At 35.5% G+C, this 26,652-nt stretch carries 28 protein-coding genes; 4 read left to right on the forward strand and 24 right to left on the reverse strand.

Annotated features, from left to right (window positions below):
* Nucleotides 1–130: 130 nt before the first annotated feature.
* A complete protein-coding gene (locus tag SPB_RS03995) occupies nucleotides 131–1,786 on the forward strand; it encodes an Rqc2 family fibronectin-binding protein (RefSeq protein WP_003105393.1) in 1,656 nt (551 codons plus the stop codon).
* 104 nt (nucleotides 1,787–1,890) lie between these two features.
* On the opposite strand, the gene budA is transcribed toward SPB_RS03995, so the two are convergent.
* From budA to SPB_RS04020, 5 genes are all read right to left on the reverse strand, one after another.
* The gene (budA, locus tag SPB_RS04000) at nucleotides 1,891–2,610 is read right to left on the reverse strand and encodes an acetolactate decarboxylase (protein ID WP_003106097.1); all 720 of its coding nucleotides are present in this window, start codon (nucleotides 2,608–2,610) and stop codon (nucleotides 1,891–1,893) included.
* 12 nt (nucleotides 2,611–2,622) lie between these two features.
* Nucleotides 2,623–4,299, reverse strand: a complete 1,677-nt coding sequence (alsS, locus tag SPB_RS04005) for an acetolactate synthase AlsS (RefSeq protein WP_003103163.1) — start codon at nucleotides 4,297–4,299, stop codon at nucleotides 2,623–2,625.
* Between the two features lie 120 nt (nucleotides 4,300–4,419).
* A complete protein-coding gene (locus tag SPB_RS04010) occupies nucleotides 4,420–5,652 on the reverse strand; it encodes a tetratricopeptide repeat protein (RefSeq protein WP_003104051.1) in 1,233 nt (410 codons plus the stop codon).
* Nucleotides 5,642–6,823: an AI-2E family transporter gene (locus SPB_RS04015; RefSeq protein ID WP_003104801.1), complete on the reverse strand. Its 1,182-nt coding sequence runs from the start codon at nucleotides 6,821–6,823 to the stop codon at nucleotides 5,642–5,644. The genes SPB_RS04010 and SPB_RS04015 overlap by 11 nt, the downstream gene beginning before the upstream one ends.
* Nucleotides 6,824–6,843: 20 nt before the next feature.
* Nucleotides 6,844–7,326 carry an NUDIX hydrolase gene (locus SPB_RS04020; protein WP_003108263.1) on the reverse strand — a complete coding sequence of 161 codons (483 nt, stop codon included), beginning with the start codon at nucleotides 7,324–7,326 and terminating at the stop codon, nucleotides 6,844–6,846.
* Between the two features lie 251 nt (nucleotides 7,327–7,577).
* Between SPB_RS04020 and SPB_RS04025 the strand changes: the two genes are divergently transcribed.
* Nucleotides 7,578–8,588: a lactonase family protein gene (locus SPB_RS04025; protein ID WP_003104420.1), complete on the forward strand. Its 1,011-nt coding sequence runs from the start codon at nucleotides 7,578–7,580 to the stop codon at nucleotides 8,586–8,588.
* A 62-nt stretch (nucleotides 8,589–8,650) separates the two neighbouring features.
* Nucleotides 8,651–8,842: a hypothetical protein gene (locus SPB_RS04030; protein WP_003103548.1), complete on the forward strand. Its 192-nt coding sequence runs from the start codon at nucleotides 8,651–8,653 to the stop codon at nucleotides 8,840–8,842.
* A 29-nt stretch (nucleotides 8,843–8,871) separates the two neighbouring features.
* Here the strand turns inward: SPB_RS04030 and rfbB are convergent, their stop codons facing one another.
* The 17 genes from rfbB to miaA form a co-directional block, all read right to left on the reverse strand.
* On the reverse strand, nucleotides 8,872–9,918 hold the full coding sequence (rfbB, locus tag SPB_RS04035; protein ID WP_003102477.1) for a dTDP-glucose 4,6-dehydratase: 1,047 nt from the start codon (nucleotides 9,916–9,918) through the stop codon (nucleotides 8,872–8,874).
* 21 nt (nucleotides 9,919–9,939) lie between these two features.
* Nucleotides 9,940–10,533, reverse strand: a complete 594-nt coding sequence (locus SPB_RS04040; RefSeq protein WP_003105922.1) for a dTDP-4-dehydrorhamnose 3,5-epimerase family protein — start codon at nucleotides 10,531–10,533, stop codon at nucleotides 9,940–9,942.
* Nucleotides 10,533–11,402, reverse strand: coding sequence for a glucose-1-phosphate thymidylyltransferase RfbA (rfbA, locus tag SPB_RS04045; RefSeq protein ID WP_003104922.1), 870 nt, complete (start codon nucleotides 11,400–11,402; stop codon nucleotides 10,533–10,535). The genes SPB_RS04040 and rfbA overlap by 1 nt, the downstream gene beginning before the upstream one ends.
* 46 nt (nucleotides 11,403–11,448) lie before the next feature.
* Complete coding sequence (locus SPB_RS04050) at nucleotides 11,449–12,573, reverse strand: NAD(P)/FAD-dependent oxidoreductase (RefSeq protein WP_003104785.1); 1,125 nt, start codon at nucleotides 12,571–12,573, stop codon at nucleotides 11,449–11,451.
* 4 nt (nucleotides 12,574–12,577) lie between these two features.
* A complete protein-coding gene (locus tag SPB_RS04055) occupies nucleotides 12,578–13,399 on the reverse strand; it encodes a ZIP family metal transporter (protein ID WP_003103893.1) in 822 nt (273 codons plus the stop codon).
* Between the two features lie 14 nt (nucleotides 13,400–13,413).
* Nucleotides 13,414–14,202: a Nif3-like dinuclear metal center hexameric protein gene (locus SPB_RS04060; protein WP_003102431.1), complete on the reverse strand. Its 789-nt coding sequence runs from the start codon at nucleotides 14,200–14,202 to the stop codon at nucleotides 13,414–13,416.
* Nucleotides 14,192–14,875, reverse strand: coding sequence for a tRNA (adenine(22)-N(1))-methyltransferase (locus SPB_RS04065; protein ID WP_003103141.1), 684 nt, complete (start codon nucleotides 14,873–14,875; stop codon nucleotides 14,192–14,194). The genes SPB_RS04060 and SPB_RS04065 overlap by 11 nt, the downstream gene beginning before the upstream one ends.
* A gap of 95 nt (nucleotides 14,876–14,970) precedes the next feature.
* Entirely contained in the window at nucleotides 14,971–15,615 is a 645-nt protein-coding gene (locus SPB_RS04070) for a CPBP family intramembrane glutamic endopeptidase (protein WP_003105875.1), read from the reverse strand.
* Nucleotides 15,616–15,750: 135 nt separating this feature from the next.
* Nucleotides 15,751–16,398, reverse strand: coding sequence for an endonuclease III (gene nth / locus SPB_RS04075; protein ID WP_003105062.1), 648 nt, complete (start codon nucleotides 16,396–16,398; stop codon nucleotides 15,751–15,753).
* Nucleotides 16,395–17,075, reverse strand: a complete 681-nt coding sequence (locus SPB_RS04080; RefSeq protein ID WP_003103839.1) for a DnaD domain-containing protein — start codon at nucleotides 17,073–17,075, stop codon at nucleotides 16,395–16,397. Before SPB_RS04080 ends, nth begins: the two co-directional genes overlap by 4 nt.
* Nucleotides 17,076–17,139: 64 nt before the next feature.
* Nucleotides 17,140–17,658, reverse strand: a complete 519-nt coding sequence (locus SPB_RS04085) for an adenine phosphoribosyltransferase (RefSeq protein WP_003102723.1) — start codon at nucleotides 17,656–17,658, stop codon at nucleotides 17,140–17,142.
* A gap of 134 nt (nucleotides 17,659–17,792) precedes the next feature.
* Nucleotides 17,793–20,000 carry a single-stranded-DNA-specific exonuclease RecJ gene (recJ, locus tag SPB_RS04090; RefSeq protein ID WP_003103646.1) on the reverse strand — a complete coding sequence of 736 codons (2,208 nt, stop codon included), beginning with the start codon at nucleotides 19,998–20,000 and terminating at the stop codon, nucleotides 17,793–17,795.
* Nucleotides 19,997–20,761 (reverse strand): SDR family NAD(P)-dependent oxidoreductase, encoded by a 765-nt coding sequence (locus tag SPB_RS04095; protein WP_003102434.1) that lies wholly within the window; start codon nucleotides 20,759–20,761, stop codon nucleotides 19,997–19,999. The genes recJ and SPB_RS04095 overlap by 4 nt, the downstream gene beginning before the upstream one ends.
* On the reverse strand, nucleotides 20,761–21,690 hold the full coding sequence (gene rnz / locus SPB_RS04100) for a ribonuclease Z (protein WP_003103329.1): 930 nt from the start codon (nucleotides 21,688–21,690) through the stop codon (nucleotides 20,761–20,763). Before rnz ends, SPB_RS04095 begins: the two co-directional genes overlap by 1 nt.
* Nucleotides 21,691–21,704: 14 nt before the next feature.
* Nucleotides 21,705–22,349 (reverse strand): hypothetical protein, encoded by a 645-nt coding sequence (locus SPB_RS04105; protein WP_003105761.1) that lies wholly within the window; start codon nucleotides 22,347–22,349, stop codon nucleotides 21,705–21,707.
* On the reverse strand, nucleotides 22,342–23,580 hold the full coding sequence (hflX, locus tag SPB_RS04110) for a GTPase HflX (RefSeq protein WP_096633746.1): 1,239 nt from the start codon (nucleotides 23,578–23,580) through the stop codon (nucleotides 22,342–22,344). Before hflX ends, SPB_RS04105 begins: the two co-directional genes overlap by 8 nt.
* Nucleotides 23,581–23,667: 87 nt before the next feature.
* Nucleotides 23,668–24,558, reverse strand: coding sequence for a tRNA (adenosine(37)-N6)-dimethylallyltransferase MiaA (gene miaA / locus SPB_RS04115; protein WP_003103573.1), 891 nt, complete (start codon nucleotides 24,556–24,558; stop codon nucleotides 23,668–23,670).
* 133 nt (nucleotides 24,559–24,691) lie between these two features.
* Between miaA and SPB_RS11000 the strand changes: the two genes are divergently transcribed.
* Nucleotides 24,692–24,868, forward strand: a complete 177-nt coding sequence (locus SPB_RS11000; protein ID WP_003103674.1) for a DUF3042 family protein — start codon at nucleotides 24,692–24,694, stop codon at nucleotides 24,866–24,868.
* A gap of 38 nt (nucleotides 24,869–24,906) precedes the next feature.
* On the opposite strand, the gene SPB_RS04120 is transcribed toward SPB_RS11000, so the two are convergent.
* Nucleotides 24,907–25,815, reverse strand: a complete 909-nt coding sequence (locus SPB_RS04120; RefSeq protein ID WP_003102768.1) for a TDT family transporter — start codon at nucleotides 25,813–25,815, stop codon at nucleotides 24,907–24,909.
* A gap of 21 nt (nucleotides 25,816–25,836) precedes the next feature.
* The gene (locus SPB_RS04125) at nucleotides 25,837–26,640 is read right to left on the reverse strand and encodes a cation efflux transmembrane domain-containing protein (protein WP_003105384.1); all 804 of its coding nucleotides are present in this window, start codon (nucleotides 26,638–26,640) and stop codon (nucleotides 25,837–25,839) included.
* Nucleotides 26,641–26,652 lie beyond the last annotated feature (12 nt).

The raw sequence follows: 26,652 nt of genomic DNA on the forward strand, positions 1-26,652 counted from the left end.
TCTCAACTTCTCCTCATGTATTTTTTTACATTATATCTTAAATTCAGAAAATTGCAAGTCTTCCATATTATTATTTTCCACCATCAACTTGTGTTATAATTAAGAGATTAGAAAACAGAAAGGAGAAACCATGTCTTTTGACGGCTTTTTCTTACATCACTTAACACTGGAACTACAAGAGGTCTTAGTAAATGGTCGCATTCAAAAGGTTAACCAACCTTTTCAGAGCGAGCTTGTTCTCACTATCAGAAACCATCGACAAAACTATAAATTATTAATTTCAGCCCATCCTGTTTTTGGACGAATTCAAGTTACTCAAAGTGACTTCCAAAATCCACAAACGCCAAACACCTTTACCATGATTATGCGTAAATACTTACAAGGTGCAGTTATCGAAAGCATTGAACAAGATGATAATGACCGGATTCTTGAAATCCGTGTTTCAAATAAAAATGAGATTGGTGATGCCATTCAAGCCACTCTAATGGTTGAAATAATGGGTAAACACAGCAATATCATTCTCATTGATCGTGCTGAAAAGAAAATTATAGAGTCAATAAAGCATGTTGGTTTTTCACAAAATTCTTACAGAACTATTTTACCGGGCTCTGCTTATATTCACCCTCCTAAAACGGGTTCAAAGAATCCCTTTACTATTTCTGATTTAGAATTATTTGAAATCTTACAAACAGAGGATTTGGCACCAAAATCTTTACAAAAACTCTTCCAAGGTTTAGGAAGAGATACAGCAAGCAACCTTTCGGATCAGCTGCAATCAAACAAATTAGATCAATTTAGAGCATTTTTCAATACTCCAGTCCTTCCGACGCTGACTGAAAAATCATTTTCTGCAATTCCTTTTTCTGATTCCCAAGCTGGCGAATTTAATAGATTATCTGAATTACTTGATTACTTTTATCAAGATAAGGCAGAAAAAGATCGTATTTCTCAGCAAGCTAGCGACCTCTTACATCGTGTTCAAACTGAGCTTGAGAAGAATATTAAAAAACTGGCCAAGCAAGAAGCTGAATTGGTGGCAACAAAGAACGCTGAAGAATTTAGACAAAAAGGTGAGCTTTTAACTACTTATTTGGCGCTTGTTCCGAATAACAAAACAAGTGTTACCTTAGATAATTATTATACAGGTGAACCTATCGATATTGCTTTAGACCTTGCCTTAACCCCTAATCAAAATGCACAGCGATATTTCAAAAAATATCAAAAACTAAAAGAGGCAGTCAAACACTTGAGCAACTTGATTGAAGAGACTAAACAGAGCATTGCTTATTTCGAAAGTGTTGACTATAATCTGTCTCAAGCGTCGATTGATGAAATTGCCGATATTCGTGAGGAGCTAGTTGAAGCAGGCTTTATGAAACGTCGAGCTACTGATAAACGACATAAACGAAAAAAACCTGAGCAATATCTGGCTACTGATGGCAAAACGATTATTATGGTCGGACGAAATAATCTCCAAAATGAAGAATTGACTTTCAAAATGGCAAAAAAAGGCGAACTATGGTTCCATGCCAAAGACATTCCAGGTAGTCATGTTATTATCAAAGATAATCTTAATCCTAGTGACGAAGTGAAAACTGATGCTGCTGAATTAGCTGCTTTCTATTCAAAAGGACGCCTATCAAATCTGGTTCAAGTTGATATGATTGAAGCTAAGAAATTACATAAACCTTCTGGTGCTAAACCAGGTTTTGTAACCTATACCGGACAGAAAACGCTTCGTGTAACTCCAATCAAAGATAAAATTGAAGCAATGAAACTAAAATAAAAACTGAACCTCGGTTCAGTTTTTATTTTAGTATATTATCTATTTTACTTTTCTTATGTGGTGAGGTATTAATTCCACAAAATAGGTCCACTGGACCTTTTTATCTACTCTGATTTTCTGATATCTTCTTTTAAGGCTTCAACGTCAAATTTAGCTTTTTGAAAAGCTTCATTTTGACTTGGAAAGTCTTGCAATAAATGTTCAGCATATCCAATTTCAACTTGACCCTTAGCCATTTGAAAGTCCATTACATGCCCACCAAATTTCAGGTCATCTGATAGGAAATGTAGATGATAGCCCGCCACACTCACACCGTGAAAAAGTTCTGGTGTCCAGAAACCAACCAAGCTACCTGAAATATTTTCTTCAATAAATTCAGGTTGGTTACTAGCTATTTCTGCAAAACTTTTTCCAATTGGTGACTTAGGAATCATTCTGACATGCATTTGATCAAATTGACCATGGATTTTAATCGACTGAAATAGATTGGGACTGATAAACTTAGCTTCCATCATTTCTTTTAATTCACTATCACTTATTGATTTTGTAATATCAAAATTAATATCATTATGATGATTAATAATAGCTGCATACGGAACAGTTTCTGTACCATTAAGAGAAATAACCTCAGCTTTTTCACCAGTTCCAATAGCTTGATAAGCTTTGCCATCAAGAATAATCAGTTCTCCATCTATACCATCTACAGTACCAATACCAAGATTACCTTTTTCAAGCAAATCAAAAATGGACATAGTCCCATGATAGAGACCAGCCATTAATGATGCTAGTGTATTATGTTGAAAAAGAATTCTATTTTCTGTCATTTGTCCACCTTCTTAATAAAATTCGTCAGGTAAAATAGTTTCGCCAAGTTTTACGTTATCTTTGTAATCAATTGGAATATCAATCAATACTGGGCCGTTAATTGATTCTGCGATAGCTTTGGCCAAAATATCTTTAAATGCTTCTGCACTATCTGCACGGTAACCTTTCGCTCCGAATGCTTCTGCATATTTAACGAAGTCAACATCACCAAGTTGTACACCTGAAGATCGACCATATTTCATTTCCTCTTGGAACTCAACCATATTGTAGCGACCGTCGTTCCAAATGATGTGAACAATTGGAAGGTTCAAGCGAACAGCTACTTCTAGCTCTTGTGCAGAGAAGAGGAAGCCACCATCACCTGAAACTGAAATAACTGTTTTGTGTGGACGGACTAGTGCTGCTGAAATTGCCCATGGTAATGCAACACCAAGAGTTTGCATACCATTTGAGAAGAGTAAATGACGGGCTTCATATGATTTAAAGTAACGAGCCATCCAGATATAGTGACTACCGACGTCAACAGTTACCGTCATGTCATCTTTTGTTTGTTCTTGTAAAATGTCAATGACATCAAGTGGATGAACTAGACCGTCTTTTGAATCACGTTCAAATTTGATATCACCAGCCATGTTCTTCTTAAGGTTTTGTAGATACTCAACTGATCCTTCTGGTAAAGTATAACCATTGACAGCAGGCAATAATAAATCAATAGTATCAGAAATGTTCCCAATTAACTCACGTTCAGGTTGGAAATAAGTATCAATTTCGGCTTGTGCTACATCTATTACGATAGTGCGTGCTGAGACTTCTGCATTCCAGTTGCGAGCTTCATATTCAATTGGGTCATAACCAATGGCAATGACAAGGTCTGATTTCTTAAGAAGCATATCACCTGGTTGATTTCTAAACAAACCAACACGACCAAAGAATGTTTCTTCTTCAAGTTCACGCGAAACAATTCCAGCACCTTGGAAAGTTTCAACAACAGGAATTTTGACAGATGCTAATAAACGACGGATTGAAGCTGTGACCTTGGCATCAGATGCACCATTACCTAATAATAGGACTGGTAATACAGCATTGCGGATTGCTTGTGCAAGATAGTTAATATCCTCAACTGAAGCAGACCCTAACTTAGGTGCAGTAAGTGGTTTAATTGCTTTAACAGATACTGGACTGTCAGTCACATCTTGTGGAATTGAGATAAAACTTGCTCCAGGCTTACCTGACTTGGCTAAGCGATAAGCATTAGCAATTGTTTCAGAAAGCGTATTAGCATCTTGTACTTCAACTGAATATTTAGTAATTGGTTCAAGCATAGCAACGTTCTTCATTGATTGGTGAGAACGTTTAAGTAAATCACTACGTTTAACTTGTCCACCAATAGCTAAAACAGGATCTCCTTCGGCTGTTGCAGTAACTAATCCAGTAGCCAAATTTGAAATACCAGGCCCTGAGGTTGCAATAACAACACCTGGTTGTCCAGTGATACGTCCAATACCTTGTGCCATGAAAGTCGCATTTTGCTCATGACGCGACACAATTAATTGCGGACCCTTGTCTTCTAAAGTATCAAAAACTTTATCAATTTTTGCGCCTGGAATCCCAAAAACATATTTTACATCATGGTTAATAAGGCTATCAACTACTAAGTCAGCCCCATATAATTCTTTTGAATCTGTCATTATAATATCTCCTTAATCATACGATAAGATAATTATAGCATTTGAAATAGTAAAAAACTTACAATTTATTTGTGAATATTTTCATGTTATTTTCAACGTTTATTTGCAACCGCTTAGAACTTACCAAGAATCATTTATAAAATTTAGCATATTGATATCATCAGGTACAAGTTTCAAGTAGCTTTCAGCCATTTGTCTTGCTTTTTGACCATTTCCAAATTCACGGAGAATTAAGACATAATCAGAGAGAAATTCTGGATTATCTTTTAAATCACTTTCTAATTCTTGATAGATTTCAAATGCTTCCTCTTCACGATCTAACCCTTGGTAGCCCTTAGCTAAGTTCCATTTACTTAAAACGTTATCTGATTCTTCTAATTTTAAATTGATGACATCTGCGAATCGCTGCGCATCGATGTATAAATTTGACAGTCTCATTAAAACTTCATCATCATCCACACTAATTTCCTTAGCCTTTAAAAGATAAGATTCAGCACTGCTTATATCATGAGATTCAAAAGCAAATTGCGATGCTAACAATAATAATTGTGGATCGAATTGATTTTTTCTGAGAGCTTGCTGAGTCAAACGAAGTGCTTGGTCCGTTTTATGCTCGGCATGTAAACTCTGGGCATACACGTACTCATAACCTGGGAAATCAGGATTCATGGTCTCCAATTGTTTGAAATATAAATTGGCTTTTTGGTATTCACCTTGATCATATAAAAGAGTTGCTAATTCATAAAGGCTCTCATCTTCATATTCAATCTCAACTGTTTTCTCAAGAAATTCAATAGCTGCTTCAAACTTGCCCAAGCTAGCATAAGCTCGACCAATACGTTGATAAGTAGAAACACCTGTATCTTCAAGGATTTGACGATTATCAAGTTTAGCATATAGAGCTATAGCTTGATCAAAATGTTCCAAATCTAATTCAATTTCAGCCAAACCAAAAATAATTAAAGGATCTGGATTCAATTGACTAGCTTCAACAAGTTTTTCGCGTGCGACATCAGTCAAACCTTCCATATCATATAAGTCAGCCATAACAAGTAAGGCATTGACATAATAGGGACTGTCTTCATCAATGGCATCTAAATATAAAAATGCTTCTTCAACCAAGTTATCTTCAGCTACGATCTGTGCCAAATTAAGATTTAATTCAGGATATTGGTCTTTTAGTTGTAAGTAAATGCGTTTGGCATGGGGAAGAAATCCGATACTCTCTAAGTATTCACCTAAAGCTAGAAGTGTTTCATCAGAATCACTCTTTAATGCACGTTCAAAATACTTCTCTGCATGTGCTAAATCTTGTTGATCTAGAGAAGCAATCATTTTTTCACTATTCTGCATGGTCACGTTTCTCCTCAACAATAATTTTTTTATCCACGTAAAGGCTACTTACACCTTTATACCAATCAAATAATTCTTTGACAACGACTTTAACAGAGGCATAAATTGGAATGACTAAGAAGACACCCCAGACACCGAACATGGCACCTGCTGTCAGTAATAAGAACATAATTGTAATCGGATGGATGCTCAGCTTATTCCCTAAAACTAAAGGCGTTACGAAACGTCCTTCAATTGTTTGCTCAATAGTAAAGACAATCAAGACTTTTACTAACATTAGGGGGCCTTGAACCAAGGACATTATGACAACAGGAATCATCGCTAAAAATGAACCGAGGTAAGGAACCATATTTAAGAATCCTGCCACAATACCAAAGGTAACTGAGTACTTGAGCCCAACAATACTAAACATGATACTAAACATAATACCAACAATAATAGCGACGGTCACTTGTCCTTGCACGTAGCCAGATAATTGTTTGTTTATGTCCCCCAATACACGCGCAATTGGTTTTCTTAGTCGAGTCGGTAAAGTTTCTACAATTCCATCCTTCATTTTTCCACTATCCCTCAGGAAATAAAAGAGAATAAATGGAGAGATGATGATTGAGATGGTAATCCGAGCAATTGCACCTGCGAAATTCCCGGCCCAATCAATCGCATGTTTCGAAAAAGTTTGAGCGTAATCTAAAGCTTTGTTAGTAATATTTGTAAGCATATCTTGAAGTTCTGCTTGATAGCTGACCAACCATTTGTTTTCTAAGAATTTATTAGCTTCTTGATTAACAGTTCCGACATACTTGGGTAAATCTTTAAGGAAAGTAGTCATTTGATTGCTAATCATTGGAATCAACCCTGAAAATGCCCAAATTAAGATACAAATAATTAAACCAAAAACAATAAAAATAGATGTTGTTCGATTTGGTCCTAAATTTTCAATTAAATCTACTGACGGTTTTGTCAGATAATATAAGATAGTAGAAATTACTAAAGGTAACATCAAAATAGTTAAAAAGGAAAAAATAGGTCTAAAAAGAAAGGAAACTTTGGTAAACACTAGAATCGTTAATAAAAATACTAAAACTACAAGCATAATGCTTAATGCTTGATTATTTAAAACCCATTTATAAAACCAAGTTTCTGAGAGCTGTGAATCATTTTTTTTATTCATTTATTATTACATACTCCTTATTATTTTTCATAGAAGTGTACAGATTGATCAATTAATTGATTTGATTTATCATAAGTAAATTTAGCTGAAAAGAATGGACGATCTTCTAAAATCCACTTGAAGATTTCATAATCACCTTCCCAAGTTGGTTTCTTTAAGACTTCATCATAAGGAACCCATTCTAAAGTTCCTTCTCGAGATTCTTCGTCTGAAATCAATTGTCCTTCAAAGTCCGTCACTTTAAAAACGTAAGTATACCAATCAAGACCAGGTGTAAATTCAGGAAAAGTAATCACACCCTTAAAGTCCATCTCTTTAACAGTTAGATGTGTTTCTTCAAATATCTCACGAATAGCACATTCATCAGGACTCTCGCCAGATTCAAGTTTACCACCCACAGAAATCCATTTCCCTTCATGAATATCATTCTCTTTTTTATTTCGGTGTAATAGTAATAATGAGTCTCCATTATCAATATAACAAATTGTTGCTAATTGCATCATAATTGCCTTCCTTTTCTATCTGTATCTATTATACCAATCTGATGAAATATTGCTATCAATCATTTTCTTTTTCAAAAATATCTTTTTAAAACTAACTTTCAAGTGTAATAAATTACAGTTTTTTTACTCTCGAGCTTTTAAATCATCTTTTTAAAAAAGTTTTAAGACTTTGAAAAGAAACTTTTCATGTCCTCAAACTGTAGCATTTCACAAATATATGCTATAATTCATTTAAACTTGGAGGAAAACTAATGAACACTTCACTTTATTTTGGAACCTATACAAGAGGAAAATCTGAAGGTATTTATCAGACACAATTTAATCAAAAAACTGGTCAACTTTCAGTTATAAAATTATTTGCTAAGTTACAAAATCCTACATATCTAACTAAATCAGTAGCTGGAAATTTTTATGCCATCACTAAAGTAAATGACATGGGTGGTTTAGTTGCCTTAAACAGCAATGGCCAAAAGATAAACGATGTTCTTCTTAAAGATGGCTCATTATGCCACCTAACAATTGATGAAGACCGTCAACTAGTTTACGCAGCTAACTATCATAAAGGCCAAATTACCTTATATAAAATTAACGAGGATGGTGGTTTAACCCTTATAGATTTGGTCCAATTACAAGGCTCTGGTCCTCATCCTAATCAGAAATCAGCTCACGCCCACTACGTTGGAATAACGCCAGACAAATATTTGGTGACTTGTGACTTAGGAACAGACTCAGTCACAACATATGACATTACTAGTGATTACAAATTAAAGCAAATTGCGAATTATCAAGCAACACCAGGAGCTGGCGCTCGTCATCTTGTTTTTCATCCTAAAGAAAAAATTGCCTATTTACTAGGTGAACTGAATGCAAGAATCGAGGTCCTAATTTATAATGGATTGGGTCAATTCGAAAAATTACAGAGTTTATCGACCTTGCCAACTGACTATATTGATTTTAATGCAACAGCAGCTATTCGAATTAGTGCGGATGGAAAAAATTTATACGCTAGTAACCGTGGCCATAACTCTATTGCGGTCTATTCAATCAGAAAAGATGCCCAACTAGATTTATTGGAAATTGTTCCAAGTTACGGGGATACGCCTCGAGATTTTATTTTGACAAAAAATCAAAACTACTTGATTATCCCACATCAAGAGTCAGATAATGCAACTGTCTATAAACGCAATCTACATACTGGTCATCTAGAATTGATGAGCAAAGATTTTTATGTACCCGAATCTGTCTGCGTTTTTGAAGATTAAAATATTTGCAAAAAAAGCATTCCTATGGTTAAATTAAGAAAATAAATGTTAGAGGTAAAACCATGCAAGCACAAGAACTATTTGAACAAGTTAAAGAACTAATTGCTAACAAAGATTTAGCTGGTGCAAAAGATTTCATTACTGAACATAAAGATGAACTTGGATCATATTTTGACCAAGCAAAAGGCTTATTAGATGGTTCAGAAGGAATCAGTGGAGTCTTAGATCAAGTTAAAGGTTTATTTGGAAAATAATTGATAAAAAAAAGAGCCTAGGCTCTTTTTTATTTAATGATTTCTTGTGTTTTTGCATAGTTTGCTTCAACTGCTTCTTTGTCAGCTTTCCACCAGTCTTCATGTTCTTTATACCAATTGATTGTTTCTTCTAAACCAGATTCAAAATTAGTAAATTCCGGAACCCAACCAAGTTCATCCCGAAGCTTGCTTGAGTCAATAGCATAACGTAAGTCATGTCCTGCTCGGTCAGTTACGTGATCATATCCATCTTTAGGTTGACCCATTTTTTCAAGTATTAATTCTAAAACTTCTTTATTGTTTTTCTCACCATCTGCACCAATTAGGTAAGTTTCACCAATTTGACCTTTGGTAAGAATTGCCCAAACACCAGTAGAGTGGTCGTTTGTATGGATCCAGTCACGAACATTTTTACCTTCACCATATAATTTTGGTTTAATACCAGATAGAATATTAGTGATTTGACGAGGAATAAATTTCTCAATATGTTGGTATGGACCATAATTATTTGAACAATTAGAGATTGTTGCTTGAACGCCAAATGAACGAACCCAAGCTTTAACAATCAAATCTGATGCAGCTTTTGTTGAAGAATATGGTGATGAAGGATTATACTTTGTTTCAGCAGTAAATTTTTCGCCTTCGCCTTCGCCATGTCCTGGTAAATCTTCACGTAATGGAAGGTCACCATAAACTTCATCAGTTGATACATGGTGGAAGCGAATATTGTGCTTGCGCGCAGCTTCTAACAATGTGTAGGTACCAATAAAGTTTGTATGGATAAATGGGCTTGGATCCTTTAGTGAATTATCGTTGTGGCTTTCAGCTGCATAGTGAACAATAGCATCCGCTTTTACTGCTAATTGATCAACTAATTCTGCGTCAGCGATATCCCCAACAACCAACTCAACACGATCACCCAAAATTTCTTCAATGTTAGCACGGTTCCCAGCATAAGTTAATTTATCCAAAACAGTAACATGTACATCTGGATGGTTGTTATAAACGTAGTGAACAAAGTTAGAACCGATAAACCCAGCTCCACCTGTTACAATAATATTTTTATAATCTGACATGATTTTTCCTTAATTCAATTTTTATAAATCTGTTGCTTTTAATGGTGTTACATCCTTAAGCATTGGATGATTTTTGTCTGCGTCTGAAACTTCGGCTTGGTCTAAATTTTCCCATTTAATTCCTAAGGTAGGATCAGCGTAGTTAACAAAAGCATATTTCGGTTTTAAATCCAAAGCCCAATAATCATTGACAAGATAACTATAAGATACTTTGTCAGATAATACTTGGAAACCATTGGCGACACCACGTGGTACAAAAATTCCTTTTGAAGCATCAATAACAGTCTGATAAACATTACCAAAACTTTCACCTTCACGAAGGTCAACCCAAGAGCCAAGAACTTTTCCATCATCAGCTACGGAAATATATTTATCCCAAGGTTCAGCATGCAGTCCACGTAAAACATGTTTGCGAGAAAAGCTAACATTATTTTGTAATTTTCCTTCATCAAAAAAGCTTTCTGGAAATCCTAAAGGAAGCATTTTTTCCTTTTGAAAGTTTTCTTTAAACCAACCACGATTATCACCATGGACTGGAATATCAAATTCGATTAGCCCAGGAATGGCTTCGATTGGCTTAGCAGCAAGTGCCTTTTCAAAAAAAGTTTCTGACATTATGCTTCTCCAATTAATCTAAGTAAATATTGTCCGTATTCATTTTTCTTCAATGATTGAGCTGATTGAAATACTTGCTCTTTGGTGATGTAACCCATACGGTATGCAATCTCTTCGAGGTTAGCAACTTGTGCATTTTGTAAACGTTGAACAGTTTCAATATATTGCGCAGCTTCTAAAAGACTTTCGTGTGTACCAGTGTCTAGCCATGCAAAACCACGACCCATGAGTTCTACTGATAAATCACCACGTTCCAAATAAGCTTTGTTAACATCAGTAATCTCAAGTTCACCACGAGGACTTGGTTTAATATTTTTTGCAATTTCAACGACATCATTATCATAGAAATACAAACCTGTAACGGCGAAATTTGATTTAGGTTGTTCAGGTTTTTCTTCAATTGAAATGGCATTCATTTGTTCATCAAATTCAACGACACCAAAGCGCTCCGGATCTTTTACTTGATAACCAAAGACTGTTGCACCTTTTTCTTTTGATGCAGCTTTTTGAAGCATTTTTGTTAAGCCATTTCCATGATAGATATTATCACCCAAAATTAATGCCACATTATCATCACCAATGAATTCTTCACCGATAATGAAAGCTTGTGCCAACCCATCAGGACTTGGTTGTTCAGCATAAGATAAATTAATACCAAATTCCGAACCACTTCCAAGTAATTCTTCAAAACGTGGAAGATCTTGAGGTGTTGAAATAATTAAGATGTCCTTGATTCCAGCCAACATAAGTGTAGAAAGTGGATAGTAAATCATTGGTTTGTCATAAATTGGCATCAATTGTTTTGATGCTGCACGGGTTAATGGATACAAACGTGTTCCAGAACCACCTGCTAGTATAATACCTTTCATTCAGAAACTCCTATATTTTATATTTGTATAAATCTATATTATTCTATCATTTTTTTTGTAGACTGTCACTTAAACGGATATATGAATCAATTGGATACTGTTCAAGATTTAAAAATGTTTCCTGATTTTTAACTAAATTTGCTAGTTCTTTTCCAATCAATGGTCCAACGGTTAAACCTGATGAGCCTAGACCGCTTGCCGCAAATAAGCTTTTTTTCTTAGGAATTTTTCCAAAGAATGGGAGAAAGTCACTACTGTAAGCTCTTGTTCCTATTCTAACAGTTTTCTTTGAAGCATTTTTCAGATTTGGATAAAAAGTGATAGCTGATTCTTCTAAGTGACTTAGTACTTTATCATCAGCTGATAGGTCATAGCCTTTATCATTTTCATGACTAGCTCCAACTGAAATTTTTCCATTAGGAAAGGGAATAACATCTATCTCACCTTCAGGCATGACAACGGGAAAATTCTCACTAGCCAGACCATCGAAATGATAGTCAAGCAATTGCCCTTTTTGAGCTCTAATATCAACTTGGTAACCTAAAGGTTCTAATATTTGTCCCAACCAAGCTCCACAAGCTAAGATGACCTCATCGAATAGCTGATCATCAATCAAATATTGTTTCCCTTGACTGCTTATCTTTACCTTTTTTGAAATCACTTCAATACCCGATGCTTCAATTAAAGATTGGCATAATTTTGCACCATCAACTCGAGCACCTCCTGAAGCAAATAACAGTTGATTAAAACCTTCCAATTCTGGAAATTTACTATTAGCTTGCTCTTTTGAAAGAAGTGATAAATCACCTATTAAAGGTGCATCAGCTTTTCTTGATAGTGCTAGTTCTAATAAGTCATTTAGTTTTTCTTCTTTATTTTTCAATAGAAAAACACCATTTTTTTGATAAAAGCTAGTGTCGATATTTTCCTTTTCTAAATCAGTAACCAAGGTTTGATAAAAAGCCGCGCCCGATTTAGCCAAATGATACCAAGCTTTGTTTCTTCGTTTAGAGAACCAAGGACTAATTATCCCTGCTGCTGCTTTGGTTGCCTGTCCCTGACCAAAATCAAAAATCGTTACGGCTATATTTTTTTCCTTACTTAAATAATAAGCTGCAGTTGAGCCAACTATACCAGCACCAACAATTGCTACTTGTTTCTTTTCATTCATCTCTTTACCCCAATGCTACATCTAATACCATCATAATAACAAATCCAAGCATTAAGCCAAGGGTTGCAATATCTGTATTACCATTGGTTTGTGATTCCGGAATTAACTCTTCGACAACTACGAAAATCATTGCACCAGCAGCAAAAGACAATGCATATGGAAGAATTGGCAACATCTTGAGAACAAGTGCCGCCCCAATAACTGCGCCAATTGGTTCAACAATTGCTGACATTGAGCCCCAGTAAAAAGCTTTAGCCCTTGATTTACCATCGGCACGAATTGGAATAGACAAGGCGGCACCTTCTGGAATATTTTGAATCCCAATCCCAAGAGCTAAACTAATTGCACCTAACAAAGCAGCTTTTGAAAAATCACCATGTGCCAGAGCTCCGAAGGTAACACCCACAGCTAAACCTTCAGGTATATTATGAATCGTAATAGCTAAAAATAAAAGTGCTGTTTTTGATAATTTTTTACCAGTTTGAATCCCTTCCATTTCAGACACTTCTTTGTCTAAATGCAAGTGAGGTACCAGAGCATCTATTCCCCTCAAAAAGAAACCACCAAGTAAGAAGCCTGCCGCAGCTGGGAACCAAGCAAGTCCACCATATAATGATTTAGCGAACTCAATGGACGGAGCTAACAAAGACCAAAATGAGGCAGCAATCATAACACCTGCTGCAAATCCCATCATACTGTCAAGTAAGCGACGGCTAATCGTTCTAAAGAAAAAAACAATAGCTGCTCCAACAATTGTACAAGACCAGGTAAATAGCCCTGCTAAAAAGGCTAAAAAGACAAGGTCCTGATTAGCAATCCAATCCATAACGAACTCCAATTCTATAGGTAATTAAATGGATTAGTTGAAGACATACTCGGACGGACGATAATATCCCAACCTGCTTCTTGATTCCATTGTTCAAGTAATTGACTTATTTTCTCAATAAATATGGCTTCAATATGATGTCCTGGGTCAATTGCTAAAAGTCCATCCGTCAACATTTCTTGAGCCGTATGATAATAGATATCACCAGTTATATAAACATCTGCTCCCTTAGCCAAAGCATCTGTATAAAAGTCGTCACCACTACCACCACAAATGGCAACTCTCGAAATCATCGGATTGACTTGACCATATCTTACTAAGCGGACTGTTTCAAGATTAAAAGCTTGCTTAACAGTTTGCGCAAAACTTTCTAATGGTTGTTTATCAACTGAACCAATGCGTCCAATCCCAAATCCATCTCTAGTTTCAGACAAATATTGAGCCTCTTTAATGTCGAGCATTTCACAGAACCAATCATTAAGTCCACCATCCAAAACATCGATATTAGTGTGACTAACATAGACAGAAATGTCATGCTTGACCAAATCCAAAAGAATGTCCCTCTGCGGAGAAGAAATTAAATCCTTAACCCCTTTAAAAATTGGTGCATGCTTAGTAATGATTAAGTCAACATCATTGGCGATAGCTTCCTTAACAGTCTCTTCACGAACATCCAACGTAACCATTACTGCTGAAACATCATTATCTAAACTACCAATTTGTAAACCAACAATATCTCCAGGTATCGACAAATCTTGAGGACAAAATGCTTCATAACGATTAACAATATCTCTAATTTTCATCCTTAATCATCTCCTTAATCAACTCCATTTTTTGGAAAATAGCAGAGCGATCTTCCAGATTATCCTCTGGAACGCAAGAGTAGGCATAGGCCAACTTCTCGAATTCTCTCAGCCATTTGGCTTTAAAAACAGGCGACTTTTCAGGACCTAAAAGCGGTCCAAAACGCGTTTCCAATTGTGATAATTCACGACGGCCATGCTTGGCCAGAATGATTTCATAAAATTTATCATTCTCTGTCATGATTGTTTCACCAGAAATGACAAATCCATTTTGAGACAGCCAACGTCTTAAATCATCCTCACGATTGTTAGGTTGTAAAACCAAAACATCAACACTGTCTAATTTTTCTTTTCCTGCTTCAAGAATTTCAGCTATTAACCGGCCACCCATTCCACAGATCGAAATTGCAGTAACATGGTCACTTTCATCAAAAGCTCCTAAACCATTAGCCAATCTAACTTCAATTTTATCAGCTAATAAATGTTGACTGACATTCTTTTGGGCTGATTCAAAGGGACCTTTAACCACCTCACCAGCAATAGCTGATGAGATTAAGCCTCTTTCCGCAAGATAAATAGGCAAGTAAGCGTGGTCACTCCCCACATCCAATAATTTACTCCCCTTTGGGATATAATTTGCAACAACGCGCAAACGTTGTGATAAATATTCCATAATTACTCATACTTTCTACTCTTAATACCTATCCATTATAACAAAAATAGCAAAAAAGAATAATAGGATAACTTATTATTCCGAACCAAGTGAATTTATAAAAGCATAAAGATGAAATTATGTAGACCATGGACAGCAATACTAATATCTAATCGTTTAGCTTTTAAGTAAACTAAACCTAAAATCATCCCCATGGAAGAATAGAAGAGTAAAACTAAACTAAGTCGAGGCTCATGCATTAAACCGAAAACTAGTGAACTAATCAGTAAACCTAGAAGGGGTTTGCCTTTAAAAAGATAACCAATTATGCCCACGCGAAAAATTGTCTCTTCGATACATGGGATTAATAATGAGCCAAAGGCAAATTTTATAATAAAATTAAAATGAGAGAATAAAGCTAGTAATAAATTTCCGTTTTCACTACTTGTAATCTTGTACAATAACAAAATCTGCGCTGAGATTTGAGCAATTATGTACATACTAGCCACTCCTAATAGCACAATTAGAAATTCCTTTGCACTCCAAGTCCAGTGTGCAATAACTGGAAACTCCCATTTTTTTGCTAAGTAAATCATTACTATAACAGTAATTGATAAGAGAATCAATCCAATGATTTGATTAAAGATTGGTAGTGAATTTCCATTACTTATCGGTAAAAACGTTAATGTCAATAAATTCCCATTTACCACAGTAATTAATAGTAAGGTCAACACACGAATCAATTTTTTCCCAAATGACATCATTATTCCTCAATATATTACATTAGAATTTTCAAAAAAATCCAATGAAGTTATTATTCTAATTAGAATTACATAAATTATACCATTCGAGAATATTTTTTCAATCTATAAGTGAAAAATAAAAAAAGCTTAATTTTAAGCTTTTTTGTTTTCTTTGTAATAGACACAATAGGATGTCAAGGGACAAATCTCACATTTGGGATTTTTAGCTAGACAATGATAGCGTCCAAAAAAAATTAGACGATGATGGGTTACAACCCAATCTCTTTTAGGAATCTTAGCCATTAAATCTTTTTCAATCTGTGTCACGTCAGCATCTGAAGCTGAAATATTTAGTCGTTTTGAAACGCGAGCAACATGGGTATCAACTGCAATTGATGGAATACCATAGATTTCACCTAAGACAACATTTGCAGTTTTTCGTCCGACACCAGGTAGAGTTTCTAACTCAAGGTGACTTTTAGGGACCTGTCCATCAAACTTATCTAGGATTTCCTGGGCAGTTTTAATAATATTTCGTGCTTTATTCTTATACAAGCCAATTGTTCGAAGGCAATTTTCAACATCACTCAAATTTGCTGAAGCTAAATCTTCAATTTCAGGATATTTAGCCCACAAAAGTGGTGTTATTTTATTAACTGCTTTATCTGTTGTTTGTGCAGATAAAATGACGGCAACAAGTAATTGGAAGGGTGTCTCCCAATTAAGTTCTCCTTTTGCTTCTGGAAACATCTCCGCAATGATAGCAAGAACTTGTTTTAGTCGTGCTTTACCAATTCTCATTGATCACTCCAAAGGTTCATAGCGGATAAAAAATCTTCTGGAACAACAACATTTGACCCGTTTATATCATCTCTGGCTCTTTTCTTCTCTTCAACTTGATGTAAATTAGTAATACCTTCTTTACGCCAATTACGTAGGATAGCTTGAATGTATTTCCAATTGGTTTTACCATTAAAAACAGCTTCTTTCAAAGCTTCTCTAATTAATGCTGGATCAGTCTGATCTTCATTAACCGATTTTTCTAAATCTTCAAGTTCAAAAGGACTTAAAAAGCGACCCAACTCTCTTTCAAAATCATCAACAAGTAATTTGAATTGATTTGGATTGTTTTTAGTCTGTTCACCAGTCTCTTGGACACTTAGTAATTGATCTAATTTCTCTAAAGCAGGACTTGCATCGAATAAAATCTCAATCTCATCAGCAATCTTAATTGTTTTCATATTTAACAATTCTTGATTGGTTAAATTGGAGATAGATTTGTTAACCTCAGCTACAGTTTTGCCAATAGCATTGGCAATTTGACTAGGAGCTAAATCATCCATTTTAGTCGTATTTTGAAGAAAATAGAACTGCCATACCAAATAATCATTAGTATCTGAAAAAATATCATTAAAATGAAAAAGTAAGGCACTTGGAAGAACCAAGTTACCTGACTTATAATTTTCTAAAAAACTCATAATACCTCTATTATGCTATAGCAATAGCCATAGTTTCTATCAGTTTTTTCAATGGTTAAGTAAATTAACCTGGGAAATTCATCAAGACTTTATAGTCGATATCGCCCAAAGCGTCACGATCGTTTAAGCCATCTAATTCAATTAGGAATGCACAACCTGCAACTACTCCACCTAATTGTTGAATCATGTCGATAGTTGCTTTAACTGTACCTCCAGTCGCTAATAAATCATCTACGATAAGAACACGTTGACCAGGTTTAATAGCATCTGAATGCATTGTTAAAGTATCTAAACCATATTCTTTTTCATAGTCAGAAGAAACAACTTCACGTGGTAATTTACCTGGTTTACGTACTGGAGCAAAACCAATACCTAGTTCAACTGCCACAGGGCAACCGATGATAAAGCCACGCGCTTCAGGTCCGACAATCATATCAATATCTTTATCACACGCATATTGAGCAATCTCACGAATTGCATAGCTATATGCTTTACCATCAGCCATTAAAGGTGAAATGTCACGGAAGGTAATACCTTCTTTAGGATAGTTTTCAATTGATGCAATAAATTTTGTTAATTCCATAATTAATTTTAAATCTTTCTAGTGGTCTTAGCCAACAATAAAATACTCTTTATTATACCATTAAATGGAACTTTCGTAAATTAAAGGAGACAGGAGTTTTTTGTCAATTCAAATCTCAGAAAACCATTGCCTATTTAATCTTCATTAACCAAAAAATCATAAATTTCTTGCGGTGTTCCAAGTGACATTAGCTCTTGATACTTAACTAGTTTTTGTAATTCTTGATAAGTTTTACTATCCGCGATGTCACGTTTTGATGCATCCTTATTAACCGTCATTAAACCATTATCAATTGCAACAAAACCTAATTCATTAAAAATTTGAATCATTTTAACTAAAAGATATTTTTCAATTTTCAAGTAATCACTTAACTGACTTAATTTAAAACGAACATCAAATTCCGGAAATTGGTAAATCGTTTTATATAATCTTGCAAACTGATCCTTACTACCAGAACCGGAAAGATAATAAGGCTTATCAATATTATTTTTGAAGTAAATAGCTTCAAAATGTCTCTTTTGGAATTGCAGGCGCAAAGCCTCCAAATCCTCTGGCAAATCAATAATAGCTACTTCCTGACCATCATTTTCCACCATGATATCTGAAATATCATTCGGCAAAGTCATATTTCTAGCCCTGAAATCAAATAATTGCGGACTTTTGGTAGCCCTGGCATCGACTAACATAAGCTGAAGACTGGTGTTTCCATTCCAAGAATTAACTGTCAAAGTCACGGCCAATTCTAAATCAGCCAGTTGACTATATTCTAAATGATATTGTCCTTGATTAAAGGCAACAACATCAGTTTCAACTGAACCATTTTTTATCCGGAGCTTCAAGTGACTTTGATCAGCACCCATAGTCCGTGCTTGAACAACTGTGAAATCTTTGAGAGCAAAAACAGGTTTTTTATTGTCCATGCCAAATGGAGCTAAGATATTCAATTCTTTCAAGAATTCCAAACTCAAGTGATCAAGATCTAACCAACTATCAATTTTTAAACTATTTTTTTGACTTATATCAATCTTTTCAGAGACAACGTAATCAGTTATGGATTCTGATAAAGCTTGAATATTTTCAGCTGGTAAGGTCATCCCAGCTGCACCACTGTGACCACCAAAAGCAGTCATCAATTCTCGTTGATGATTTAAGGCATCAAATATATTAATAGCCTCTATTGAGCGAGCAGAGCCTTTAGCAACCCCATTTTCAATATTCAAGACGATAACTGTTTGACTGATTTCTTCAAGAATTCTCCCAGCAACAATCCCAAGTACACCAGGATGCCAGCCGGCCTTAGCCAGAACTTGAACTGGTTTACTTAAGTCAACCATCTCAACAGCTTCATTATAAATAGTTTGAACCAAGCTTTTACGCTCTTCGTTTTTTTCATTAATCATGAGGGCAATGTCATGGGCTTCTTCATCATCAAATCCAGTCAAGAGTTCAATTGCTGGATTAGGATCATCTAAGCGACCTAGAGCATTTAATTGCGGGGCAATTTTAAAACCAACAGTATCCTCATCAATAGCGTCTAAATCAACTCCTGAAATAGTCATTAATTCTTGTAAACCTTGCCGTTCACTCATTTTTAGGACTTTCAAGCCATTCTTTACTAAAACGCGATTTTCATCCGTTAAGGAAACCATATCCGCAATAGTACCAATAGCCACTAAATCCAGAAATTCAGTTGGAACTGTTTCTAGCAGGGCGCAGGCCAGTTTAAAAGCAACGCCACAGCCGGCTAATTTTTTAAAAGGATAGTCAGCTTCTGGATGTTCTGGGTGAATAACTGCGTAAGCTTGTGGTAATTGATCAGGTAGAGAGTGATGGTCCGTGACAATCACATCAACACCTGCTGCTTGCGCGTAAGCAATGGCCTCGTGACCCGCAACCCCATTATCAACTGTAATAATTAAACTAACTTGGTTTTGCTCAATGAAATACTTATAGACGCTTTCATTTGGACCATAACCATCTGTAAAACGGTTGGGGAGGTAGATTAAAGCCTCAGCTCCCATCATTTCAAGTGTTTCTTTCATGATGGATGCCGATGTCATCCCATCAGCATCATAATCTCCATAAACTAAAATCTGTTCAAAGTTTTCAATGGCGGTCCGAATTCTGTTCACCGCTTTGTCCATATCATTTAATAAATAGGGATCGTTTAAGTCAGAAAGGTCGGCCCGAAGAAAATGGTCTAATTTTTTTTCATCATCAATTCCTCTATCATAAAGGAGCCGACATATGTCTTGACTAAGACTTTTTTTCTTTGCTAGTTTAAAGAAGCCATCATCTGGCTTCTTTTCATTTATAATCCAATCATATTTGGCTCTTATCATTTAAAATTAAAAACCTTTCTTGCGAGAAAATCTGAAAATCTTGGGAAAAGAGCATACCATTTTGCTGTAAATGCTAATAAGAGAGGCAGATTAATCTCACGTTTATTCGTACCAATACAAGTAACAACTTTATTAGCTACATGGTCTGCTTCCAAAGCAAGCTGATCTACAGATTTAAGATAATTTCCATCCGGATCGGCAACTTCGAAGAACTTTGTTCTGATTGGTCCTGGGTTAATACTAGTAACATGGACACCACGGTCAGCTAATTCTAACCGAAGAGCATCTGTAAAACCAATCATGGCAAATTTGGTCGCGGAGTAAACACTCGATTTACTTGTTGAGACTAGACCTGCAATTGAGATGACATTGATAATGTGCCCCTTACCACGCGCAGCCATTTTTTGTCCAAAAAGACGGGCAAAATGCATGGAAGCGAAGGTATTAACCTTAAACATATCCTCTACTTCTTGACTGTTAAACTGATCGTAAAATTTAAAGGCGCCATAGCCGGCATTATTAATTAAGACATCAATTTGGCCAAATTCTTGTGTAATGGATTCAACAATGGTTTCAATTTCCTGATGGTGACTAATATTTAAGGCATAACACATCTTGTTACTTCTGTTTTGGTACATTTTCTCAAGTTTAGCTTTATCACGGCCAAGTAAAATCAAAAAATCGTCAGTTGGCAATTGTTTGATAATCGCTTCTGCTAAGCCACCTGATGCACCTGTAATTACTATTTTTCTTCCTGCCATTAAATTGTAACTTCCTCTAAATCTTTGACGATTTTAACATTCTCAAAAATACTTGCCGCATCTTTTTCCATTTGTCGGCAATCTCTACTTAAAAAGCGAGCCGAGACATGGTTTAAGAGTAATTTTTCAACACCGGCATTTTTGGCAACTTGCGCAGCCTGCATGTTGGTTGAATGACCATGATTGCGAGCGATCTTTTCATCACCTTTGCCATAAGTTGACTCATGAACTAAAACATCGGCGTTTTTAGCAAGTCTTTCTGAAGCTGGTGTTTTCCGAGTATCACCAATAATGGTAATTATCTTTCCTGGTTTTGGTGCCGAAATATAGTCTTTTGCATAAATAGTTCGGCCATCTTCTAAAACAATATCTTGGCCACTTTTTATTTTACCAAATAGAGGTCCAAAATTGACGCCAGCTGCTTTTAATCTTTCTGCATCTAATGTCCCTTCTAAATCTTTTTGAACGACCCGATACCCCATACAAAAGATAGTATGAGCTAACTTCTCAGTATAGACAATAAATTTATCTGTTTCCAAAATTTTGCCGAGTGATGATTCATCAAACTCATGAAAATTGATTTGATATGGTAGGCGTGATCCTGACAATTTTAAAGATGTTTGAACATAGTTTTTGATGCCAACCGGTCCATAAATATCAATATCTGTTTGTTCATCACTTGCTTGAAATGCTCGGCTTGATAAAAAACCAGGTAAACCGAAAATGTGATCTCCATGTAAGTGAGTAATAAATATTTTTTCTATTTTGCGGGGTTTAATTGTCGTTTCTAAAATTTGTCTTTGTGTTCCTTCACCACAATCAAACATCCATATTTGATTGATTTCATCTAATAACTTTAAAACTAAACTAGAAACATTGCGTTGCTTGGCCGGTTGGCCTGCTCCTGTTCCTAAAAATTGTAATTCCATTCGGTCTATTCTTTCTATTTGTCTAAATGAATAAAAAGCTTAAATTCACGCTCTTTATATTGATAATAGTATTGTCCCTGATAATGTTCAGCAAGAGATAGTACTTCTTCTTGATTATAACCACTAATACTAATCACTTGCTTTGAAAGTTTGAAAACTTTACTGAGCATTACGCCAGCCGGTGTGATATCTTCAATTTCCTTATCACCCCAGTTTAATTTGGCCATATGAATCTGATTAGCCATCACAAATACTTGATAATGGGGGAAAATTTGGGCAATTTCAAATAATAAGTCCGTATTCAATGGATATTCAGTCTCACCAAATATCAATGATTCTTCATTTTCAGACGTGATATAAGCATAGCCGAATGATTTGCCTGAGAGATTTAAACGAATAAATGGTTTTCGTTCATCAAAACTAGGTTGTTCAGTCATCAAATCTAATGCCTGTGACATTTGAAAGTAATAATCAGTAGCCTCTTGTGGTGATTGTTTCTGGTAAATTTCAGCAAAATAAGCATTAATAACACTCGGTGGGGGTGTAATAAAAGCTAATTTTTCAGTTGCTGGTAAATGTTCTAATACATTTTCTAAATAAGGTTTGTCTAGAGTCGTAAAACCGCCATACATAAGTGCTAATGAAATATAATCAGTCATATAAATCGTCTAATCTCCATTTATTTTTGCTGGCAATAAAGCCCGAAATGTCCTCAACTTCTTGATCAAAAGTGTAATTATCTAAAAGAGCTACTTTATTCAATGCATACAGTTTGTAAGCCTTGTCTTGATGAACTTTTATTGAAAATGGTTCAAAACTATCTCTGATTTGATCGATGATCAAATTTCTTAACATTTGGCGACTACCTTTGTCACGCGCTGATAAGCGAACATTGGGAAAAGCTGTCGCAGTCAATCCATCCGCAATGTCCATCTTATTATAAATGGCCAATCTAGGAATAGATAACATATCCAAATCTTTCAAGATATCTAAGACGACCTTCTCATGCTCAGTATGATCAGGGTCACTAGCATCTATAACATGTAGGAGCAAGTCGACATGTCGACTTTCCTCTAATGTTGATTTGAAAGCAGCAACCAATTCTGTTGGAAGATCTTGAATAAAGCCAACTGTGTCTGTTAAAGTAACTTGAAATTGATTTTGTAAGTAAATTTGTTTTGTTGTGGCATCCAAGGTTGCAAAAAGTTCATTTGCCTCATATTGGCCATCATCGGTCAAAACATTCATAATTGTTGATTTACCAGCATTGGTATAACCAATCAAGCCAATTTTAAAGGTTTCTGAACCAATCCGTTTATCTCTAATGGTTTGACGATTTTTCTCAACAACTGCTAGTTGCTTCTCAATATCTGTAATTTGATTACGGATTGACCTACGATTCAATTCTAATTGACTTTCACCAGGTCCTCGACTGCCAATACCACCGGCTTGGCGACTTAGCATAATTCCTTGTCCCACCAAACGTGGTAACATATACTTGAGTTGAGCTAAATGAACTTGCAATTTCCCTTCATGACTTCTTGCGCGCATGGCAAAGATGTCCAGGATTAATTGCATTCTGTCAATTACTTTAACCTCTAGTTCAGCTTCTAAATTAGAATTCTGACGTGCAGTTAAACGGTTATTCACAATAACTGTGTCGATGTCTTCTGCTTCAACAATCTCTTTCAGCTCGGCCAATTTACCTGAGCCAATAAAAGTCTTACTATCATACTTTTCTCTATTCTGAGTATAAGTATTAACAACTTCGGCACCAGCCGTTTCGGCTAAACTGGCTAGCTCTTTCATCGACATGTCAAAGTTTTCACTGGTTTGTAAAGCTACCCCTAGAAGGATAACTCGTTCTTTTTCTACTTTTGTTTCTGTCATTGCCATAAGCTTAGCCTCCAAATTCCGTAAGCTTTATTATACCATAATTCTGATATAAATCTCGAAGCTCAGCCTTGTAAAAATCCATTATTTTTCTAGAAATTGTTCAACAAATTTAAAAACATTATTGGGATAATCATGATCACTAATATGGAAAAAAGTGACCTGCATCCGATTCCTAAACCAGGTTAATTGACGTTTAGCAAATCGTCTCGTATTTTGTTTTAATTTTACTAAGCTATCCTCTAACGACATCTCCCCTCGAAAATAAGGAAAAAGTTCTTTATAGCCTATCCCTCGACACGCTTGAACTTCTGGATGATTATCAAATAACCATTTTGCTTCTTCTAATAGACCAAGTTCGACCATTTGATCAACTCGGTGATTAATCCGATCATAAATAATAGAGCGGTCATCATCTAATCCCACCAAGAGAACGTCATAGGGAAAGTCTTGGTTTTCCATCTCACCAGCAAACTTTTCTAATTCTAAGGCCCGAATCGCTCTGCGACGATTTAACTGATCAATAATAATTTCCTTTTCTGCAAGTAGCTGATAAAGTTCTTCGTCAGTTAAGAGGTCTAATTCCGCTCTGTAGTTTAATAGATCGGTTTGATTAACTTGTCCACCTAAATGGTAACCTTCAATTAAGCTTTGTATATACAAGCCAGTTCCACCAACAATGATTGGTAATTTTTTCTTGTCCTGAATAGTCACAATTGCTTGTTTTGCATCAGATACAAAATCAAAGGCTGAATAAGTCTCGGTGACATCTTTGATATCAGTCAAATGATGTGGAACAGCTGCCATTTCTTCTGGACTAGCTTTAGCAGTTCCTATATCTAGTTGTCGATAGACTTGTTGGCTGTCTCCAGAAATAATTTCGCCATTGTATTTTTGTGCTAATTTAATTCCTAATGCTGTCTTTCCAACAGCTGTTGGACCTAAAACAACAATTATTTTATTCTTCTTTTTCATGTCGTTCTTTCTTTTAAAATTATAGTCAAAGAAACGTCTTTTCCTTGATATTTCTTGTGTTTTCCGTTACCATATATTATAACATAAGAACAGGAACGAAATAGTTATCTGTTTATAGAAATGGAGAATCGCTATGTCTAAAAATTATCAATTTGCTAAAGGTCTAGCAACTGGTGTAGTTGCAACTGCTTTAACTGTTGCTAGCGCTGTATTTGCTGTTAAGAAAACAATTATCGAACCTGAAGAAGAAAAAGAAGCTTTTGTTGAAGAAAATCGTAAAAAAGCTGCTCGTCGTCGTGTAGCTCGTTAATTCTAACAAAAAAGCATATTAAGAAAAGAAGCCGACTTTTAGTCGACTTCTTTTTTGTATAAATAAGCTAAGTAGGTCACCAAGACATAAGAAACTAATAGGGTCGCAATCACAATTTCAGCACTAATTAAGATACTGAGCATCTTTCCCCAATGTAAAAAAATACTGGCCATACGAAGAGATGTAGCACTAATGACATAGGGGAAGGTGAAGGCCGAAAAACCTGGATTAAAGGGACGACGTAAGAGTTTTGGCAATTGCACAAGAACAAAGAAATACATGGCCTGTGAGGTTACCAATAAGAAGATAACCATAGCTTCTTGTGGCGTTTGAAAACTTGATAGATAACCTGCCAACAAAAGGCTAAGTGGTGCACATATGGTTGAAATGTTAGGTTTAACTGCTTCTGGCAAGCCAATTTTATAGGTTTTTATATAGAGGATGGGAAATAGCAAGAAGGTAATGACCAAACAAATCCAAAAGACAATTTTCCCGAATAGAAAAGCCTGGCTTGCTGGTGCTGTAAAAGTCGACATTGCTATCCCAACAAATAAGACTGTCCAAGAAGGATAGACATTCTCCCAAGAAAATTTGATGACAAAGTTGAGGCAGTAATAAGTGATTAAAACCAAATTACCAATAACAAACAACCACCAAAATGGCAGTCCAATCACTTTCAAACCTAATTGAATGGCTAATGATGAAAAGAGCATACCAACCATAAAAAAGGTCGGAAATACTGAGGAAACCAAAGGAGATTGGATTTCCTTTAGAGCTTGCTCTTTATTGGTAATGATCCCCTTTATTAAGAGAAAATATAAGAATAAAGCAAGGGCTGTAAAAGGTAATTTTATGATTGGAAGATAATTGGATAACAGATTGCCTACTGCCATTGTTCCTAAAACTAAACCAGACATAACTAAGGATGGACGATTTTGTTGATGCATTGTTAAACTCTTTTTTCTACTTTATTTTGAAAGTGCAATAATTTTTAATGAACCTTTTAAGACGAAGATAAAAATCAAGCAGCCAATTAACAAATCAGGAATAGGCGATTTGGTCCAGCTAACTAAGAAACTGCTGACTATCAAGCCTACATTAATTAAGATATCATTGGATGTAAAAATTTGTGTCGCCTTCATATGAACTTCCTTTTGATCAGCTTTAGAAATTAGATAAAGGGAGACGATATTGGCAGCTAAGGCCATGAAAGCGACGGTCATCATTCCAATCCCATTTGGCAGATATTGGTGATTAATGACTCTAAAAATGACTTGACCAAAACCAATCAAAGCTAAGACCAACTGTAAATAACCAGCAATGGCAGAAACTAATTTCTTCCGAGATACTGATTGGGCAACTGCCATCAAAGCCATAAAATAAACTAAACTGTCAGCTAACATGTCTAAACCATCAGCTGAAAGTCCTAAAGAATGAAAAAAATAGCCTGCAAGTTCTTCAATCACAAAAAATGACAAATTGATAATCAAAACTTGCCCTAAGATAAATCGTTGAACAATTTGGTTTGTTTTCGAATTTATAGGACCTTCTACTATCTCACTACTAATAATCTGTGATTCTAGGTTTAGTTTGTCAATAGCTTGTAGGAGCTGGTCAGGATTTTCCTGATGGATAACTTTTGCCTGTCTTTCTTCAAAATCAACCGAGATATCTGTAATTCCTGAAAAATCAGACAGTGCCATTCTAACCAGTTGCTCTTCACTGGGACAATCCATTTTATTAATCTGAAAAATTGTTTTTGTGTAGGTCATTCATACTCCTCG

The organism is Streptococcus parauberis NCFD 2020, assembly GCF_000187935.1.
Lineage (GTDB): Bacteria > Bacillota > Bacilli > Lactobacillales > Streptococcaceae > Streptococcus > Streptococcus parauberis.

Coding starts and splice junctions, on each gene's coding strand:
- SPB_RS03995 (WP_003105393.1), top strand. CDS start 131: ATGTCTTTTGACGGCTTTTTCTTACATCACTTAACACTGGAACTACAA.
- budA (WP_003106097.1), bottom strand. CDS start 2,610: ATGACAGAAAATAGAATTCTTTTTCAACATAATACACTAGCATCATTA.
- alsS (WP_003103163.1), bottom strand. CDS start 4,299: ATGACAGATTCAAAAGAATTATATGGGGCTGACTTAGTAGTTGATAGC.
- SPB_RS04010 (WP_003104051.1), bottom strand. CDS start 5,652: ATGCAGAATAGTGAAAAAATGATTGCTTCTCTAGATCAACAAGATTTA.
- SPB_RS04015 (WP_003104801.1), bottom strand. CDS start 6,823: ATGAATAAAAAAAATGATTCACAGCTCTCAGAAACTTGGTTTTATAAA.
- SPB_RS04020 (WP_003108263.1), bottom strand. CDS start 7,326: ATGATGCAATTAGCAACAATTTGTTATATTGATAATGGAGACTCATTA.
- SPB_RS04025 (WP_003104420.1), top strand. CDS start 7,578: ATGAACACTTCACTTTATTTTGGAACCTATACAAGAGGAAAATCTGAA.
- SPB_RS04030 (WP_003103548.1), top strand. CDS start 8,651: ATGCAAGCACAAGAACTATTTGAACAAGTTAAAGAACTAATTGCTAAC.
- rfbB (WP_003102477.1), bottom strand. CDS start 9,918: ATGTCAGATTATAAAAATATTATTGTAACAGGTGGAGCTGGGTTTATC.
- SPB_RS04040 (WP_003105922.1), bottom strand. CDS start 10,533: ATGTCAGAAACTTTTTTTGAAAAGGCACTTGCTGCTAAGCCAATCGAA.
- rfbA (WP_003104922.1), bottom strand. CDS start 11,402: ATGAAAGGTATTATACTAGCAGGTGGTTCTGGAACACGTTTGTATCCA.
- SPB_RS04050 (WP_003104785.1), bottom strand. CDS start 12,573: ATGAATGAAAAGAAACAAGTAGCAATTGTTGGTGCTGGTATAGTTGGC.
- SPB_RS04055 (WP_003103893.1), bottom strand. CDS start 13,399: ATGGATTGGATTGCTAATCAGGACCTTGTCTTTTTAGCCTTTTTAGCA.
- SPB_RS04060 (WP_003102431.1), bottom strand. CDS start 14,202: ATGAAAATTAGAGATATTGTTAATCGTTATGAAGCATTTTGTCCTCAA.
- SPB_RS04065 (WP_003103141.1), bottom strand. CDS start 14,875: ATGGAATATTTATCACAACGTTTGCGCGTTGTTGCAAATTATATCCCA.
- SPB_RS04070 (WP_003105875.1), bottom strand. CDS start 15,615: ATGTCATTTGGGAAAAAATTGATTCGTGTGTTGACCTTACTATTAATT.
- nth (WP_003105062.1), bottom strand. CDS start 16,398: ATGAGAATTGGTAAAGCACGACTAAAACAAGTTCTTGCTATCATTGCG.
- SPB_RS04080 (WP_003103839.1), bottom strand. CDS start 17,075: ATGAGTTTTTTAGAAAATTATAAGTCAGGTAACTTGGTTCTTCCAAGT.
- SPB_RS04085 (WP_003102723.1), bottom strand. CDS start 17,658: ATGGAATTAACAAAATTTATTGCATCAATTGAAAACTATCCTAAAGAA.
- recJ (WP_003103646.1), bottom strand. CDS start 20,000: ATGATAAGAGCCAAATATGATTGGATTATAAATGAAAAGAAGCCAGAT.
- SPB_RS04095 (WP_003102434.1), bottom strand. CDS start 20,761: ATGGCAGGAAGAAAAATAGTAATTACAGGTGCATCAGGTGGCTTAGCA.
- rnz (WP_003103329.1), bottom strand. CDS start 21,690: ATGGAATTACAATTTTTAGGAACAGGAGCAGGCCAACCGGCCAAGCAA.
- SPB_RS04105 (WP_003105761.1), bottom strand. CDS start 22,349: ATGACTGATTATATTTCATTAGCACTTATGTATGGCGGTTTTACGACT.
- hflX (WP_096633746.1), bottom strand. CDS start 23,580: ATGACAGAAACAAAAGTAGAAAAAGAACGAGTTATCCTTCTAGGGGTA.
- miaA (WP_003103573.1), bottom strand. CDS start 24,558: ATGAAAAAGAAGAATAAAATAATTGTTGTTTTAGGTCCAACAGCTGTT.
- SPB_RS11000 (WP_003103674.1), top strand. CDS start 24,692: ATGTCTAAAAATTATCAATTTGCTAAAGGTCTAGCAACTGGTGTAGTT.
- SPB_RS04120 (WP_003102768.1), bottom strand. CDS start 25,815: ATGCATCAACAAAATCGTCCATCCTTAGTTATGTCTGGTTTAGTTTTA.
- SPB_RS04125 (WP_003105384.1), bottom strand. CDS start 26,640: ATGACCTACACAAAAACAATTTTTCAGATTAATAAAATGGATTGTCCC.